This is a genomic window from Aneurinibacillus sp. UBA3580, from assembly GCF_002375825.1.
Lineage (GTDB): Bacteria > Bacillota > Bacilli > Aneurinibacillales > Aneurinibacillaceae > Aneurinibacillus > Aneurinibacillus danicus.
The window spans coordinates 1-15,633 of sequence record NZ_DFMZ01000021.1; the positions used below are offsets into that span (position 1 = coordinate 1).

At 48.2% G+C, this 15,633-nt stretch carries 19 protein-coding genes; 13 read left to right on the forward strand and 6 right to left on the reverse strand.

The window, feature by feature from the left end; all coding sequences use genetic code 11:
• Positions 1–53: 53 nt before the first annotated feature.
• The 3 genes from B2899_RS03210 to B2899_RS03220 form a co-directional block, all read right to left on the reverse strand.
• On the reverse strand, positions 54–353 hold the full coding sequence (locus tag B2899_RS03210; protein WP_146808421.1) for a YxcD family protein: 300 nt from the start codon (positions 351–353) through the stop codon (positions 54–56).
• Positions 341–784 carry a hypothetical protein gene (locus tag B2899_RS03215; protein WP_286884020.1) on the reverse strand — a complete coding sequence of 148 codons (444 nt, stop codon included), beginning with the start codon at positions 782–784 and terminating at the stop codon, positions 341–343. Before B2899_RS03215 ends, B2899_RS03210 begins: the two co-directional genes overlap by 13 nt.
• A 67-nt stretch (positions 785–851) precedes the next feature.
• Complete coding sequence (locus B2899_RS03220) at positions 852–2,615, reverse strand: UbiD family decarboxylase (RefSeq protein ID WP_146808419.1); 1,764 nt, start codon at positions 2,613–2,615, stop codon at positions 852–854.
• Positions 2,616–2,783: 168 nt separating this feature from the next.
• Between B2899_RS03220 and B2899_RS03225 the strand changes: the two genes are divergently transcribed.
• The 3 genes from B2899_RS03225 to purU all read left to right on the forward strand — a co-directional run bounded on the left by B2899_RS03225 (position 2,784) and on the right by purU (position 5,408).
• Positions 2,784–3,593 carry a Cof-type HAD-IIB family hydrolase gene (locus B2899_RS03225; protein ID WP_286884023.1) on the forward strand — a complete coding sequence of 270 codons (810 nt, stop codon included), beginning with the start codon at positions 2,784–2,786 and terminating at the stop codon, positions 3,591–3,593.
• A 207-nt stretch (positions 3,594–3,800) separates the two neighbouring features.
• Entirely contained in the window at positions 3,801–4,394 is a 594-nt protein-coding gene (gene folE, locus B2899_RS03230) for a GTP cyclohydrolase I FolE (protein ID WP_246147196.1), read from the forward strand.
• A gap of 120 nt (positions 4,395–4,514) precedes the next feature.
• On the forward strand, positions 4,515–5,408 hold the full coding sequence (purU, locus tag B2899_RS03235; protein ID WP_286884025.1) for a formyltetrahydrofolate deformylase: 894 nt from the start codon (positions 4,515–4,517) through the stop codon (positions 5,406–5,408).
• A 90-nt stretch (positions 5,409–5,498) separates the two neighbouring features.
• On the opposite strand, the gene thpR is transcribed toward purU, so the two are convergent.
• Complete coding sequence (gene thpR / locus B2899_RS03240; RefSeq protein ID WP_286884027.1) at positions 5,499–6,059, reverse strand: RNA 2',3'-cyclic phosphodiesterase; 561 nt, start codon at positions 6,057–6,059, stop codon at positions 5,499–5,501.
• 167 nt (positions 6,060–6,226) lie between these two features.
• Between thpR and B2899_RS03245 the strand changes: the two genes are divergently transcribed.
• The 8 genes from B2899_RS03245 (at position 6,227) to B2899_RS03280 (ending at position 12,779) form a co-directional block, all read left to right on the forward strand.
• A complete protein-coding gene (locus tag B2899_RS03245) occupies positions 6,227–6,778 on the forward strand; it encodes a DJ-1/PfpI family protein (protein ID WP_146808412.1) in 552 nt (183 codons plus the stop codon).
• A gap of 66 nt (positions 6,779–6,844) precedes the next feature.
• The gene (locus tag B2899_RS03250) at positions 6,845–7,510 is read left to right on the forward strand and encodes a Crp/Fnr family transcriptional regulator (RefSeq protein WP_146808411.1); all 666 of its coding nucleotides are present in this window, start codon (positions 6,845–6,847) and stop codon (positions 7,508–7,510) included.
• A gap of 40 nt (positions 7,511–7,550) precedes the next feature.
• The gene (locus B2899_RS03255) at positions 7,551–7,745 is read left to right on the forward strand and encodes a hypothetical protein (RefSeq protein WP_146808410.1); all 195 of its coding nucleotides are present in this window, start codon (positions 7,551–7,553) and stop codon (positions 7,743–7,745) included.
• Positions 7,746–7,840: 95 nt separating this feature from the next.
• Positions 7,841–8,515, forward strand: coding sequence for a TerC family protein (locus tag B2899_RS03260; RefSeq protein WP_286884030.1), 675 nt, complete (start codon positions 7,841–7,843; stop codon positions 8,513–8,515).
• A gap of 99 nt (positions 8,516–8,614) precedes the next feature.
• Entirely contained in the window at positions 8,615–8,818 is a 204-nt protein-coding gene (locus tag B2899_RS03265) for an alpha/beta-type small acid-soluble spore protein (RefSeq protein ID WP_146808408.1), read from the forward strand.
• A gap of 330 nt (positions 8,819–9,148) precedes the next feature.
• Positions 9,149–10,741 (forward strand): acyl-CoA synthetase MbcS, encoded by a 1,593-nt coding sequence (gene mbcS, locus B2899_RS03270; RefSeq protein WP_146808407.1) that lies wholly within the window; start codon positions 9,149–9,151, stop codon positions 10,739–10,741.
• A 252-nt stretch (positions 10,742–10,993) separates the two neighbouring features.
• Entirely contained in the window at positions 10,994–11,968 is a 975-nt protein-coding gene (locus B2899_RS03275) for a CoA transferase subunit A (protein ID WP_146808406.1), read from the forward strand.
• 1 nt (position 11,969) lies between these two features.
• The gene (locus B2899_RS03280) at positions 11,970–12,779 is read left to right on the forward strand and encodes a CoA-transferase subunit beta (protein WP_146808405.1); all 810 of its coding nucleotides are present in this window, start codon (positions 11,970–11,972) and stop codon (positions 12,777–12,779) included.
• A 105-nt stretch (positions 12,780–12,884) separates the two neighbouring features.
• On the opposite strand, the gene B2899_RS03285 is transcribed toward B2899_RS03280, so the two are convergent.
• The gene (locus B2899_RS03285) at positions 12,885–13,835 is read right to left on the reverse strand and encodes an S-layer homology domain-containing protein (RefSeq protein WP_146808404.1); all 951 of its coding nucleotides are present in this window, start codon (positions 13,833–13,835) and stop codon (positions 12,885–12,887) included.
• A gap of 138 nt (positions 13,836–13,973) precedes the next feature.
• Between B2899_RS03285 and B2899_RS03290 the strand changes: the two genes are divergently transcribed.
• Both B2899_RS03290 and ytfJ read left to right on the forward strand, forming a co-directional pair.
• On the forward strand, positions 13,974–14,648 hold the full coding sequence (locus tag B2899_RS03290; protein WP_286884034.1) for a DUF2953 domain-containing protein: 675 nt from the start codon (positions 13,974–13,976) through the stop codon (positions 14,646–14,648).
• Positions 14,621–15,115 carry a GerW family sporulation protein gene (gene ytfJ, locus B2899_RS03295; protein WP_146808402.1) on the forward strand — a complete coding sequence of 165 codons (495 nt, stop codon included), beginning with the start codon at positions 14,621–14,623 and terminating at the stop codon, positions 15,113–15,115. The genes B2899_RS03290 and ytfJ overlap by 28 nt, the downstream gene beginning before the upstream one ends.
• A 46-nt stretch (positions 15,116–15,161) precedes the next feature.
• Here the strand turns inward: ytfJ and B2899_RS03300 are convergent.
• Positions 15,162–15,633: biotin/lipoyl-containing protein (locus B2899_RS03300; RefSeq protein ID WP_286884035.1), on the reverse strand; the 472-nt coding region annotated here is incomplete at its 5' end.

Genomic DNA, 15,633 nt, shown 5'->3' on the forward strand with positions numbered 1-15,633 from the left:
TCACAATTTTCACAGAAAAAAGCACGGGTGTAATCCCGTGCTTTTTTCTGTGCTTATCTATAGTAGTTGGCAAACGCGATAATTCCTTCATCATCGTCGAGCACCAGCTCGAGGCTGGCCGCAAAAGGGTCGCGGTGAAGTTCGTGACGAAGCCAGAAGCGAATTGCTTCAATCATATTAGCTTGAATAAGCATCTGTGTGCGGCCGTTTTCCATGGCTGATGCGGAGAAGCCATAGTCTTCATCCCACATTAATTCAACGCTGACATCATGCGGACTGATTTGTTTTTTGTCCGCAATGTACAGGCATAGCGCGTTTACGATATCCTGTTCCGACAGCTTTAGTTTCTCCATATGTTCGCTTCCTGTTCTTTCTTCTTCGTTTTATAGGCCACATACAATTTGCGGATAATGGCGATTACCATAACGACAAACAGAACATTAATAAGCAAACCGAGAATGGCGCCAAGCGAACCCAGATTGCCGAGCAATCCGCCGAGCAGAAGTCCTGCCAGGCCGCCGAACAGTAAGCCTTTCATCAGGCCGCCGCTTTTGCTTTGAGTCGGTGCTGTGGTGCTCTTAGCCGGTGCTGTATTTTTAGCCGGGCTGTTTACGACCGAGTTCTGGTTGGAAATGTTAGAATTTTGGCCGCTTCCAGGTTGGAAGTTTTTCGTGCCGGAATTGTATGATTTTCTTCCTTTGGCGTCAGCGTGGTCGACATTCACGAAAGCCCCGGTACTAAATACGAGCGCGACAGCCATGAATAGCGTAAGAATTTTTTTCATAGGTTGTGTAAACCCCCCTCTGAAATCTTGATACATGTATTAGATACGGACGCACTTCAGTTTGGTTTCAAAATTTTTGAGGAAAATATTCGTTCCAGCGGCGATCCACCAGATCGACGATATCTTCACGCGGCACAAGCTCGTCCGGATAAAACGGCTTCATACGCGCATCAATGACAATCGGACCTTCAAACTGCACTTTATTATGACTGAGCTTCGTTTTGGCGTATACATCATGCGCCGGATCAAAGCGAGTAAATGTTGTCCAGAGGAATGACGTCTGATCGACAATGTCATCCGCGTCATCGACCAGGAATACGAGCGGCCAGTCAGCCAGCTGGGATTGTGCATGTTCGATCAATACGGAAGGAAGCTGCTCATCCTCCGCATAAGATTTGCCGGAGATAACCAGGCATCCGCCGCAATATGCTTTAAGTTTATCGATGCCCGGAAGCATATTGCCTGTGTATTCATACGCAAGCTCACGAATCGGCTCGCCGATGCCAAGCATAATCGCTTTGCTGCCATGGTTGAACTTACGACCCGTATAATCGAGTGTATCCATAGACGTATCATGTACAATCAGTAAATCGCGCTGCGGATTGAAGCGTGCGAGTATCGTCTCCAGGAATCGTGGGAAGTCCTGCAAATTGCAAGGCGTGTCCGTTAGCATCAAGAATTTGGTAAGCGTCAGCTGGCCTTCACCCATAATGCGGAATGCATGCGCCATCGCTTCGCGGTAGTAACTCTCCCGTACGATTGCGCCCGCCAGTGAATGGAATCCCGTTTCTCCGTACGTCCACAGGGCTTTTACACCAGGCATTACCACCGGGAACATCGGGGATAGGAGGCTCTGCAGGTAGTCGCCGATAAAATAATCTTCCTGCCGTGGCTTACCGACCACGGTGGCCGGATAAATCGCATCTTTGCGGCGGTACACCTGTTTGATGTTGAACACAGGGAAATCGTGCGTCCATGAATAATAGCCGTAGTGATCACCGAACGGTCCTTCCGGCTCGCGCACATGCGGCGGTACTTCACCGCAGAATGCAAATTCTGCCTGGGCAATGAGTTTATGTGCGTGGTTCTGCACTTGTGTTACATCCAGCTTATCGCCCATAAGAAACGAAGTGAATATTAATTCCGGCAGCATTTCCGGCAGCGGCGCAATGGCCGTGACAATCAATGCTGGAGGGCCTCCAAGAAATACGGTAACCGGAAGCGCCTGATTGCGCACTTCTGCCTCATGATGATGGAAGCCGCCGCCTTTATGAATCTGCCAGTGCATACCGGTTTTATTCTTTTCCTTTACCTGCATCCGGTACATGCCGAGATTATGTTCTTTTGTTTCCGGATGTTCCGTGTAGACCAGCGGCAGAGTGAAGAACGGGCCGCCGTCAAGTTGCCAGCCGGTCAGAACGGGAAGCTTATGCAAGTCCGCTTCTTCCCTGACTTCAAGCACCGGCGCTTTGCCGTTCCCGACAGTGCGTAGACCGGTTTTGGCCACGTCTAACAGCGGCGTGCGATATTTCCATATTGTTCCGATTTTCGGCGGCAGCAGTTTGTCCATTGCGCCGATAAGCTGCTTAACCAGATTTTCCGGACGGGGACCGAATGCCAGTTCTATGCGGCGCATTGTACCGAACAGATTCGTTATGACCGGAAAGGAACTTCCTTTCGGATTGGTAAATAAAAGCGCCGGGCCGCCCTCATCAATGACGCGCCGATGAATCTCCGGAAGTTCCAGGTTCGGATCAACCGGAGCGTCAATCTCTACAATATCATTTTCTTTTCGCAATGCTTCAATAAAAGTTCGCAAATTGCTGTGCATACAGTGCGTTCTCCTTGCTTCATAGTATTCTCCATTGATATTGTACATGGTTTACTTGACCAGTGCACAAAAAATCGTATTTTCTTAATATTTTTTCGGGTGAAAACCGCTAAATTATGTATGTTATGATAGAGGAAGAAAGAATTCATGGATAGAGAGAGGATGCTCATGGCATATAAATTAGCTGCAATTGACATAGACGGTACGTTATTGACTGATGATTATAAAATAACGGAGAAGAACAAGAACGCGCTAAAAGCCGCAGAAGAAGAAGGGGTGCAGATTGTCCTCTGTTCCGGGCGCGCTCCGTTTAGTGTGACACCGCTGCTTGAAGAGCTTGGTATCGCCGGTTATTTCATTTGCCATAACGGAGCCGTTACGTCCCATTCCAACACAAAAGAAATTTTGCATGAGGTGGGATTTACGATAGATTCGCTCAAGAATGTGCTGGATTACTGCCGGACGGAGAATATTCACACCGATTTCTGTACGGCATTCGATATGTACACGGAGAGCCTGGATAGGGAGGATGTGCGGGCGATGTACGCCAAATACCTGGCTCAACCGAAGCTTGTGGAAGATGCGCTCAGCATGAAAGATACGCTGGTTAAATTTACGCTGTTCGGCACGGACGCTCAGTTGAATAAAGCATACGACGAGCTGGCGGCGATGAATCTTCCTCTACGTATGATTCGCAGCGGCCCGTCATATATTGATATCATAGACCAGACCACATCAAAAGGATCGGCCTTAAGCAACCTGGCGAAACATCTTGATATTCCTCTGAGCGATACGATCGCCATCGGGAATTATTATAACGACCTGGATATGATTACAATGGCGGGTATCGGCGTGGCGGTTGGAAATGCCCCGGTGGACGTTAAGGAGCAGGCGGATATGGTGGTTGCGTCCAATAACGAGAGCGGCGTAGCAGAAGCGCTTGAGCGGCTCGTATTAGGAAAGAAGCAGCAAGTCTAAGAGGATTAAGATAAAGTGAGAAGAGGGAGCAGGGCCAGAAGAGGAGACTGCCTCCCTTTTTTATTTTTTATATTGCACCTGTTTTTATGGTGGAAGAGAATATTTAAAGCTTGCAATTCTTAGACAAATACTATAGGTTGTTTTTATGAGAACAGACAGCTGGCACTGCTCACTCTGTTCTATATATGTATCAAGGAGATGAACGCCATGCGCGCAGAAGCAGTTAAGTCCAGTGAAACATTTATTGACCCGATTGAAAAACATTTTTATGATATTATTCATTTGATTGGAGAAGACCCGGAACGCGAGGGTTTGAAAGAGACACCGAAGCGCATCGCCAAGATGTACCGGGAAATTTTCAGCGGCCTGGATGAAGATCCGGCTGAGGTACTCGGGAAAACATTCCCGGCAGAAGGCGCGAACGACATTGTCATTGTGCAGGATATTCCGTTCTACAGTGTATGTGAACATCATTTTGTTCCTTTCTTCGGAAAGGCGCATATTGGATATATTCCAAATGGCCGGATTGTGGGCTTAAGCAAATTTGCCCGACTGGTTGAAATTCTGGCGCGTCGTCCGCAAGTGCAGGAGCGTATTACAAACCAGATTGTCGACGCGCTTGAACAGGTAATTCAGCCCGTTGGCGCGATTGCCGTCATCGAAGCCGAGCATATGTGCATGAGCATGCGCGGCGTAAAAAAGCCGGGCAGCAAAACAAGAACGATTGCCCGTCGCGGCATTTTCGCGAAAGACAACGGAGTACAGGAAGAACGTTTCTTCCGCCTCCTGGAAAAAGAATAGTCAAGATAAAAGAAGAGAAGAGACGAGGCTATTGTCTCTTTTTTCTTTGCCGGGAAACCGGAATAAGGTATAATAGTCAGAAAAATAACCTTATACATAAAGTGTGGAGGCTAAGAAGAGATGGTTGCACAGCACGTGAAAACAGTATTCCAGGAAAAATATCGGGGAGTGGGTCGCATGCTGATCGCATGCCCGGACCGTCCGGGGATCGTGGCGGCGATATCTAGATTCTTATACGAGAACGGCGCCAATATCCTGCAGTCCGATCAGTATACCCAGGATCCGGAAGGCGGCATGTTTTTCATGCGGATTGAATTTTTTAAAGAAGGTCTTGAAGATAAAATTGACGATTTGTGTCAGGCATTTATTTCGATAGCGAATGAATTTGCAATAGACTGGAAAATTACCCGGGCGAGCCAGCCGAAGAAAATGGTTATCTTTGTATCGAAAGAGGATCATTGTCTTCAGGAACTCCTGTGGAACTGGCGCGCGGGTGATTTGAATGCGGAAATCACGATGGTAATTAGCAATCACGAGGATTCGCGCGAACTGGTAGAATCGCTCGGCATTCCGTTCCATTACCTGCCGGTAACGCCGGAAACGAAGCTTGAAGTTGAAAAAAGGCAGCGTGAATTGATGGAGGGCAATGTAGACTTTATCGTGTTGGCCCGCTATATGCAGATTCTGTCTCCGTATCTGGTTGAGCACTACCGGAACCGGGTGATTAATATTCATCACTCCTTCCTGCCGGCGTTTATCGGTGGTAAGCCGTATGATCAGGCACACAAGCGCGGCGTGAAGATTATCGGTGCCACCGCTCACTATGTGACGGAGGAACTGGACGCCGGTCCGATTATCGAACAGGATGTGAGCCGCGTTAGTCATCGTGACGACGTCAGCGACCTGAAAAAAGAGGGACGCCACATCGAACGTATTGTACTAGCCCGTGCCGTGAAATGGCACATCGAAGACCGCATCCTCGTTGACAAGAACAAGACTGTTGTATTTACGTAAACGCAAAATAATAGCAAAGCATAAAAAACGGCGCCTATTGGCTCCGTTTTTTCGGTTTGAAAAAGTCCGTGTCGCGGTGACCGTACCTCATCAAGAGGAGCCGAGAAGCGGACAGGTAACCAGCGGTTTGTAAATCGGACCTGACCGGGTAAGTGTCGACTGAAACAATACAATCGAATCCACACGCCAGGCGATAGAGCGAATCTGGATCAACTTCTCAACAGGTATCGTTTCACCTGTCATATCCGGATCTCGCCCCAGTGTGATATGCGGTGAATAGCTCCGCTCTTCTTTATAAAGCTGTGCCTGTACAAAACGATCTGTTAATAACTGCTGCAGCGCGTGCAGATTTTCGATCTGTCCGCCAATTCCCGCCCAGACGACGCGAGGCCGCTTTATATTCGGAAACGCTCCAAGGTTTGTAAGCTGTATGGAGAAGGGGGAAACAGAAGCGGTCGCCTGTGCCATTTCCTTTTTTATGGCTTGGGTTTGTTCGGCGGAGCACTCCCCAAAGAAATGCAGGGTCAAATGCATTTGGGCCATTGTTTGCCATCTGCGGCACGCGAGCGGCCCGTTTTTTAGTTCTTTTTGTAGACGTATAAGCTCCTGCTTTACCTCTTGGCTGAGTTCGATGGCGGTAAACAATCTCATTAAAATCCCCTCTTTCTTCTTTATATAGTTTGCCACCTCTTCTTAAATTCCTTGCGTAAAGGGCAAGCAGGAATTCGCACTGTGCCGTCGAAAATAATAAAAAGTCGGGTAAAAACAAAACCTGAGTTCTGAAGCATCACTATTTTTATTTAAACGGGGTGAATTCAATGAGCAAACGTGTGTTAATCATAACGGGAGACGCCGTAGAAGCACTGGAAATTTTTTATCCGTATTACCGCTGCTTGGAAGAGGGATTTGAGGTAACCATTGCCTCTCCTTCCGTAAAGAAATTGCAAACCGTCAGCCATGATTTTGTGGAAGGCATGGAGACGTATATAGAAAAACCTGCATATGGATTAGAGTCACACGCCGCGTTCGCCGATGTGGATCCCACACAGTATGACGGCCTCATTATCCCGGGCGGCCGCGCGCCGGAGTATATTCGTCTTGATGAGAGTCTGCCGGGCATTGTGCGCCATTTCTTTGAAGCGAATAAGCCGGTCGGAGCCATTTGCCATGCCGCTCAAGTGTTGTCTGTTGTGCCGGATTTAATGAAGGGAAGAGAGTACACTGCCTATTCTGCATGCAAGCCGGATGTGGTAGCATGCGGTGCGACGTATATTGACAAAACGCTACATACGCATCAAAATCTGGTATCAGGTCATGCATGGCCGGATTTGCCTGGTTTTATGCGTGAATTCATTAAATTATTGCGATAAAATAACAGGGGCGCTGCTGTTTTAGCGGCGCCCTGTTTTTCCATGGAAGGAAGAGAGGGAGAATAGGTGGAGCATAAGTCGCTGCGAGAGTTTCTCGGTACAGTATCGCTGTTTGCGTCTCTGACTGAGCAGGAGCGGGACGCAATTGTTGGCGTAATGTCCCATAAAAAAGTAAAGAAGCGCGAAATTTTATTTTATGAGGGAGAGCCTTGCACAGCCATCTACCTGCTTGCGCACGGGACGGTAAAAGTATATAAAACGACTGAAGACGGGCGGGAGCAGATTGTCAACGTACTGTACGAGCGAGATATGTTTCCCCATATCGGTATGTTTGGTGGCAGTCCGTATCCGGCGACAGCGGAAGCGATGGAAGAATCCTTACTCTATTCTATTAATGTCCAGGAGTTGACGGCGCTGCTGAAAGGGAACTCAGCGCTGTGCATTCGCCTTCTACAGATTTTGGAAGGGAAAATTCGTGACCTTCAACGCCGTCTTTCGGATGTGCTTAGCAAAGATATGAAAGAAAAAATTATGAATACGCTTTCTTCTCTGGCTAAATCCAGAGGAACAGAGGTGGCGGGAGGCTATTCACTGAAAATGGAGCTGACACATCAGGACCTGGCAGATATGGTGGGCACGACCCGGGAGACAGCAAGCCGGATTATAAGTCAGTTGAAGAAGGAAGGGCTTATCGAATTTGATGCGCATTCTATCTGGATTCGACATCAATAGTGACAGGTTACGCAAGAGGGGATGGAAAGGGGCTGTTTACATGGATAAGGCAAAGAAAAAAACAAAGCATAAGTGGATGCTTATTCCTGCCGGGTTTCTGCTCTGGAGTGTTATTTATACGCTGCTCGTGCTCTATAAACAGCGCGATCCGGGTTTTAATGCAAACAACTGGAATGAACATAAAATGCAGGTAAATCTACCTGCTGCGTCCCCGCTATCTTCTCCAGCCAAGTAGTGAGGAAAGAGAGACTGCCGAATCAGCTAATTTAATTGGTATAGCCCGTCTCAGCACTGAATATATTCAGTGCTAGAAGGTGGTGGACAGGACTCATGGATGCGTCGTTTTGGATCGGATTTATTAATATCGTTATTATTGACGTAGTGCTTAGCGGCGATAACGCCGTAGTTATCGGGATGGCGAGCCGGAGACTCCCGCCTGTCCAGAGGAAAAAGGCTGTTATGTACGGTACAGTGGGAGCGGTTGTACTGCGCATTGTGCTGACAGCACTGACGACGTGGGTACTGCTTATTCCGTATTTGAAGGCGGTCGGTGGCGTTGTGCTTGCCTGGATTGCTTTGAAGTTGCTTATTGGTGAAGGAGAGGAATCCTCGGATATTAAAGCCGGCCATACGCTGGCTGGAGCGGTGCAAACAATTATCGTTGCGGATTTTGTTATGAGTCTTGACAATGTGCTGGCGGTTGGAGGAGCAGCACACGGTGACTTTGTTCTGCTGCTGTTCGGGTTAGGTCTTAGCATTCCGCTTTTGATGGTCGGGAGCAACGCTGTGGCCGCGCTCATGGACCGGGCGCCGGCTCTTATTTATATCGGTGCGGGTGTTCTTAGTTATACGGCAGGCAAGATGGTTATGTCTGAAGAGGCAGTACAGCAGCGTATTGCACCTATGTATTATTATCTTGATTGGCTGTTTCCTCTGTTGCTTACTATGCTGGTGCTGACGGTGGGTATCTGGTGGCGTAAACGTCTGTATCATTCCGTTCTTTAATCTACGGGAGCCTTCCAACATTTACTGTGCTTTTGGGTTGCATGTAACCTCCGTGTTGGTGACATTCTATAGATACACCACATAAGGAGGTGAAATAACATGGCACAACAACAAGGTAACAGAAACAACCTGGTTGTTCCTGGCGCACAGCAAGCTCTGGACCAAATGAAGTATGAAATCGCTTCTGAGTTCGGCGTACAACTGGGAGCGGACACAACTTCTCGTCAAAATGGTTCTGTTGGTGGCGAAATCACAAAGCGTCTTGTTCAATTAGCTGAACAACAGCTGGGTGGTCGCGCATAATTACATGAATATCTGGTAATAGGAGCCGGCGATTTCGCCGGCTTCTTTTTTCTGTGAAAATCATGAGAAAAGAAGGAGAGAGAGGAAATAAGCTCCAGGGAAGAAAAAGGCGTTCGCCTTTTTCCACATTAAAATCATTGTCTCGTTCTCTCCTCATTTTTCCATTCTTGTGACGAAATTTTGAAATAAATATTTTCCTGATAATTATTCAAAAACAAAGCAGGAATATGACAAAAAAGATGGAATAGTTAGTTTATAGTAAACGTTTTCATTACTTAGAAAACGTTTGCAGTTCTTAAAAAAGTAAATGGAAGTTGGAGGAGATGGAGAATGACCGAATTGCAACTGCATGCACCTGAGTACTACAATATGGTGAATGACATCGAACGACACGCCGCCGATCCGGACAAGTTGGCTTTGCTGTGGGAGAATGAAGCGGGCGAGACAAAGCAGTTCACATACGCTCAATTAAGTAAAGTATCGAACCAACTGGCAAACGGACTAAAAGAACTCGGCATTCAAAAAGGCGATAAAATCATGATTATCCTGCCGCGTATCGAGCAGGCATACATTAGCTACATGGCGGCACTGAAGATTGGCGCTATTGTGCTTCCGGGTTCGGAAATGCTAATGCCGAAAGATATTTTATACCGTGCTACACATGCAGGCATCAAAGCGGTTATCTCCTATCATGATCTGGTGAGCCGTATCGATGAAGTGAGGGCGGATTGCCGTACGCTGGAGACGTTTATCGTATGCGGAGGAACGAAGGAAGGCTGGATTTCTTTCGACAAGGTTATAGAGGGACAAAGCGAAGAATTTGAAGTCGAGAATACACGCGCCGATGATATCGCATTTCTTAACTACACATCCGGTACGACAGGCAATCCCAAAGGCGTTATCCACACACACAGCTGGGCATACGCACACCAGGCGGTGGCAGCAAAGCTGTGGTTGGATGTGCGGGATGGAGATGTAGTATGGGCTACGGCCGGTCCCGGCTGGGCAAAGTGGAATTGGAGTCCGTTTATTTCCGTGCTCGGTTCCGGTGCAACTGGCCTTGTTTATTTTGGCAAGTTCGAGCCGAAAAAATATTTGTCTCTGCTTGATAAGTATTCGGTCAATGTATTATGCTGCACACCGACCGAATACCGGATTATGGCCAAGGAAGAGGGCCTTGACCAGTATAAATTGGAGCATCTTCGCAGTACGGTAAGCGCCGGCGAGCCGCTGAACCGTGAAGTTATCGATACATTTAAGAAGTATTTCGGGGTTACCGTGCGTGACGGTTACGGGCAGACAGAGAATTCGCTTCTGATCGGTACGTTAAAAGACATGGAAGTAAAACCGGGTTCGATGGGCAAACCGACGCCGGGCAACCGAATTGCCATCATTGACGAAGAAGGAAACCCGGTCGAGCGCGGCCAGGTAGGCGACATTGCGGTACACCGCAGTGTACCGGCTCTTTTTAAAGGATATCTGAACGATCCTGAACGTACTGCCGCTGCTTTTCGCGGAGATTGGTACTTAACGGGCGACCAGGCGAAAGAAGATGAAGACGGCTACTATTTCTTCGAGGGACGTTCGGATGATATCATCATCAGCTCAGGCTATACCATTGGACCGTTCGAGGTAGAAGACGCGTTAGTGAAGCATCCGGCCGTTAAAGAATGCGCGGTTGTTGCAAGCCCCGATCCGGTACGAGGCAGTATTGTGAAGGCATTCGTCATTTTGCGCGACTCGAACGCTGCTTCTGAAGCATTGGTGAAAGAGTTGCAGGAACACGTGAAGAATATTACCGCTCCGTATAAGTATCCGCGTGAAATCGAATTTGTGTCTGAGTTGCCGAAGACGACCTCCGGCAAGATTCGCCGCGTCGAATTGCGTCAGGCGGAGAAGGCGCGTAAAGCCGCACAAGCGTAAACATGAAAAGAAGTCTCTGAGGATATCCTCGGAGACTTCTTTTCTCTCTGTTTCTTCGTACCACAAAAAGAGCAGCCGTTCTTTCCGTCATTTCCAATGGTAGTTATTTCAATGAAGCAAACAAGCGCTCCTTCAGTATAAAGAATGCTTGACGAAAAAAGAAAAACATGCATAGTAGACATTTTTCAGAATTTCTTTAAAAATAATATTATGAAACAAAATATATAGAATAGGAGCAAGGAGGGATAAATCATGGTGGATAAGCGCTGTTCTCTGCAAGAAGCGGTGCAGATGATCCAGGATAACGACATGATTACGTTCAGCGGTTTTGTCATTTGGCGTCGTCCGATGGCGGCGATTTATGAGATGCTGCGTCAGGAGAAGAAAGGATTACATCTTGTAGAAGTTAATTCCGGCACGCATGCGGAACTTCTTGTAGGTGCTGGGGCGGTCTCCGTCTGGGAATCGTGCTGGATTGGCCATGAACTATACGGCAAGGTTCCTTATTGTTTGGACCGTAAAATGAGAGAGCGCTCAGTCATAATAGAGGACTACAGTCATCAGCAGATGCTGTACCGCATGACGGCCGGAGCAATGGGAATTCCGTATTTACCGACCTGGGCATCACGCGGGACTGACATCTTAAATCCTGAGTATGACATGCTGGAAAAAGCCGGCCTGCGTAACGGAGCAAACGAAAAAATTCCGGCGAAGAAATTCGATTTCGTACAGGATCCATTCTATAACGAAGGTGAATTGATTCACGTGCCGGCCGTACGCCCGCGTGTGTGTATCGTGCACGCCCAGCAGGTAGGAGAAGAGGGGACGATTCGGATCGCGGGACAAACCTACTCGGACGAACAGGCGATTAAAGCGTCTGATCTGGTGATTGTACTGGCGGAAGAGATTGTACCAGAGTCCTATCTTCGCGAAGAGCCGGAGCGTAACCTGATTCCGGGCTATCTGGTGGATGCGATCGTTGAATTGCCATGGAGTGCGCATCCGACCGGCGCATATGGCTTCTATGATGTAGACGGCCCGTTTATCCGTGAATTTGCGGCGGCTTCCAGGACAGATGAAAGATTTGTGGCCTGGGTGGATGAATGGGTATATGGCGTAAAAGACCATGAGGAATATCTGAATAAATTAGGTGTGTCCCGTTTGGAAAAACTGCGGGCCAATTCCTACCGCAAATACAGCACCAAAGTGAAACGGGGGTCGAGGTAAGATGGCGGATAAACAGTATGCAAAACCTGGCGAATATTCCGTTGTGGATATGCTAGCAGTGGCGGCAGCACGCGAAGTGAAAGACGAGGAAGTTGTTTTTGCCGGTACCGGACTGCCGATGCTTGCGATTATGCTGGCGCAGCAACTCGGCGCACCGAACTGCAAGCTAATCTACGAGGCAGGAACCATTGACTCCAAAGGCGATTCGCTTCCGTCATCTGTCGGTGATCCGCGCTGCGTGACGAAGGCATCAGTGGCTTCGGGGTTGTTTGATGTGTTTAATCAGCTTCAACGCGGCAAAATTGATTTGGCGTATCTCGGAGGTGCGGAAATCGATAAGTACGGCAACGTTAACACGACCGTTGTCGGTGATTATCTTGCGCCGGTTATGCGTTTTCCGGGAAGCGGCGGCAATCCGGATATTAACTCGCTCGCCAGGCGTACCGTATTTATTATGGTACAGGAGAAGCGCCGTTTCAAAGAGAACGTCGACTATATCACATCACCGGGTTGGATGGTAAAGAAGTGGCCTGAAGGAACGCTTGTACACCGCAGAGAAGCTTATGGCAAAAAGTTTTTGGGAGGACCGAGCGCAGTCATTACCAATATGGCGGTATTCCGGTTTAATGAAGAGACGGGAGTCATGTATGTAGACACGCTTCATCCCGGCATAACTCGTGAGCAGCTTCAGGAAAATACCGGCTTCGAGCTTGATTTCTCACACTGCAAGGGAGAAACGGAGCCGCCTACGTACGAGGAGCTTCGCATCCTACATGATGTGGTTGATCCTGAAGGTATTTTTTTGCCGTGACCGAAATATAGTATGAGCATTCAACTTCCACACCTTCTTACTTCTTGTTCAAAAAAGAGTAGAGCGGGGAATTCCTTATCCCTGCTCTACTCTTTTTTGAAATGATTATACGTTGAATCGTGCTTCTTCTTTTCCATTCACGCGGACAATAATGGTTCGCACGTTGCTTTCATCTACGACAATCGTGCGGGTTTGTTTAAACCCTGAAGCGGAGGAACTGCTGTCGAGCTTAACTTGCTCCACATCGATCTTCAATTGCTGTCCGGAGCGGGTAATGATGATAATCTGGCCGCTGTATCCAGCGCTAGGAAGCTGATAGGTAAAGGTAATATACAATCGTCCGTTTTTGTAATAGGCGTCCTGGATCTTGGCCAGCTGAGAGCCGGAACGCACGCCGATATCATCATACGGCACCAGCTGTCCGAAACGGTAGATGACATAGGCTGCTTCTGCCCGGGTTAGTGTAGCGCGCGGATCGAATTTCCCGTTATCGCGTCCGCTGATTAAATTAATTTTATCTGCGATAACGACATCATCCCGATAACCGGGTGCAATTTCACCTGCGTCTTTAAACGGAACATTTTTAACGTTAATAATCGAAGATAAATCCTGTTTGTAGAGGTAACGGTACGCATTGGTAAGATAGTGCGCCATTTCCTGCCGGGTAATTTTCCGCTCTCCGTGAAACGCGCCACGGTCATCAATTACACCGGCTTTGCGAAGACGGACCAGCTCATCCGCGTAATAGTCCGATTCATCCACATCAGAGAAATACTTTCTTGCCTCCTGCGCCGTCCCCCGTGTGGTCAAATTGCTTTTAAATACTTTGGCAAGCATAACGACGAACTGGCCGCGAGTTAGAGGCCGATCGGGCGCAAATGTATCGTCGTTTATCCCATTTACGATTCCCTGGCGGGCAAGCGAGAGAATCTGCGGCTCCGCCCAGTGATCATCTATATCAGAAAAAGGGGTGGCCGCAGCGGCGGAATGCCCGCCGGCCAGCAGGCTGCCGGCGACGAAAGGGGCTAAAGCCAGCGCCATCCAATGTTTTTTCAATTTTGTCACGTCTCCTATATTGTTTTATGTAATAATATCAATTGTTTTGACTCATTATCTGTGGAAAAGTTGCTTTTATTTTCTGTATGTTACAGAGGCAATACGCTCATACTACCTGTGTGGGAAGGTGGAGCGGATATGAACGGCTGGCTGATTTTTTTGGGTAGTACAGGAATCCTGGGAGTGCTTATCTGGTTTACATCCTTACGCATCCGGATCGTGTACAAGCGAGCAGCGGAGAATGACCGCATTGATGTGGAAGTATCTATGTATAGGCGCTTACTAAAATATCGTTTTACCGTCAATATGCTGCAAATAGAGAGTTTATCCAAAGGGGTAAAAGTATCACAAAAGGCCGAAGTCGGGCAAAAGGGGCAGGCAAAAGAACGAAAAAAAATGTGGATTACCCCGCGTACGATAAAGCGAATGCAGCGAAAGTTCGTACGATTGCTGCGTAATGTTTATGATTTAAACGAGATTATGCGGCACACATTAAAATATGTGCGGGGAGAGATGCTGGAATGGCGGACAAGCATCGGCTTGGGTGAAGCGTCAGCTACCGGCGCAAGCGTCGGTGCCGTGTGGGCCATAAAAAGTTCGATTATCGCCGTTCTTGCGCACTATATCTCTCTTACGACGCAGCCTCGATTGTACGTTCTGCCGGAATTTCATCGTGAAATGCTGGATACTCATCTTGTCTGTATACTGCGTTTCAGGATCGGACATGCTATCATTGCAGTCATTCGAATTGCAGTGCACTATTTCCTGAAAGGGCGTGAGCGCGTATGGGAGAACATCCGATTCAAGGCTTAATGCAAACAGCAATGGAAAATATTAAAGAAATGGTGGACGTTAATACCATCATCGGCGACCCGGTGGAAACACCGGACGGAAGCGTTATTATTCCGGTTTCCAAGGTTGGTTTCGGCTTTGCCGCCGGCGGCAGCGAATTTGAAACGTATGAGGAAACCGATCGGCGTCATGACCGTACTGATGGAGATGCGGCCCGCCAGCACGTAAACGGGGGACGAAGAAGCGATCTTCCGTTTGGCGGGGGGAGCGGCGGCGGTGTTTCCATTACGCCGATTGCGTTCCTTATCGTCGGTAAACACGGCGTGCGTTCCATCTCACTGCAGGGACAGTCTCACCTGTATGAACGAATGATGGATTTGGCGCCCGCCGTAGTCGAGAAAATTCAGAGTATGATTCGCGGCGATAAAGGCCGGGAAGAAAAGCAAGAGGGAAAACGCGACGAGCAGATTATTGATGAGCTTCATTAATGAAAAAAGAGCACGCAGCGGTGCTCTTTTTTCTTCGAAAAGCTATTTAGCTTTTATTAATTACAATTAGCAAATCGCCTGATTCGATTGTATCGCCGGCTTTGACATGAATTTCTTTCACGATACCGTTAAATGGAGCTTGCATTGTCGTCTCCATTTTCATCGCTTCGGTGACAATCACATGCTCGCCTTTTTTCACTTTGTCCCCCTGCTCTACCATGACTTTCAGCACTTTCCCCGGCATGGAAGCGCCGATTTGGCCTGGCTCCGACGGGTCCGCTTTCGGACGCTGAGCGATCGTGACTTTAGCGGATGCATCCCTGATGTTAATTTCACGCGGTTGGCCATTCAGTTCAAAATAAATCGTGCGTGTACCGTCCGGGCTGATTTCACCGATGGAAACCAGCTTTACCATCAGTGTTTTTCCCTGTTCGATGTTGACCGCGATTTCTTCACCCAGGCGCAGACCGTAGAAGAACGTCGGCGTATCAAGCACAGATACGTCGCCGAATTCCTGC

Bases quoted from the DNA above. Each gene is read 5' to 3' on its own strand.
- B2899_RS03210 (WP_146808421.1), bottom strand. From the start codon at position 353: ATGGAGAAACTAAAGCTGTCGGAACAGGATATCGTAAACGCGCTATGC.
- B2899_RS03215 (WP_286884020.1), bottom strand. From the start codon at position 784: ATGAAAAAAATTCTTACGCTATTCATGGCTGTCGCGCTCGTATTTAGT.
- B2899_RS03220 (WP_146808419.1), bottom strand. From the start codon at position 2,615: ATGCACAGCAATTTGCGAACTTTTATTGAAGCATTGCGAAAAGAAAAT.
- B2899_RS03225 (WP_286884023.1), top strand. From the start codon at position 2,784: ATGGCATATAAATTAGCTGCAATTGACATAGACGGTACGTTATTGACT.
- folE (WP_246147196.1), top strand. From the start codon at position 3,801: ATGCGCGCAGAAGCAGTTAAGTCCAGTGAAACATTTATTGACCCGATT.
- purU (WP_286884025.1), top strand. From the start codon at position 4,515: ATGGTTGCACAGCACGTGAAAACAGTATTCCAGGAAAAATATCGGGGA.
- thpR (WP_286884027.1), bottom strand. From the start codon at position 6,059: ATGAGATTGTTTACCGCCATCGAACTCAGCCAAGAGGTAAAGCAGGAG.
- B2899_RS03245 (WP_146808412.1), top strand. From the start codon at position 6,227: ATGAGCAAACGTGTGTTAATCATAACGGGAGACGCCGTAGAAGCACTG.
- B2899_RS03255 (WP_146808410.1), top strand. From the start codon at position 7,551: ATGGATAAGGCAAAGAAAAAAACAAAGCATAAGTGGATGCTTATTCCT.
- B2899_RS03260 (WP_286884030.1), top strand. From the start codon at position 7,841: ATGGATGCGTCGTTTTGGATCGGATTTATTAATATCGTTATTATTGAC.
- B2899_RS03265 (WP_146808408.1), top strand. From the start codon at position 8,615: ATGGCACAACAACAAGGTAACAGAAACAACCTGGTTGTTCCTGGCGCA.
- mbcS (WP_146808407.1), top strand. From the start codon at position 9,149: ATGACCGAATTGCAACTGCATGCACCTGAGTACTACAATATGGTGAAT.
- B2899_RS03275 (WP_146808406.1), top strand. From the start codon at position 10,994: ATGGTGGATAAGCGCTGTTCTCTGCAAGAAGCGGTGCAGATGATCCAG.
- B2899_RS03280 (WP_146808405.1), top strand. From the start codon at position 11,970: ATGGCGGATAAACAGTATGCAAAACCTGGCGAATATTCCGTTGTGGAT.
- B2899_RS03290 (WP_286884034.1), top strand. From the start codon at position 13,974: ATGAACGGCTGGCTGATTTTTTTGGGTAGTACAGGAATCCTGGGAGTG.
- ytfJ (WP_146808402.1), top strand. From the start codon at position 14,621: ATGGGAGAACATCCGATTCAAGGCTTAATGCAAACAGCAATGGAAAAT.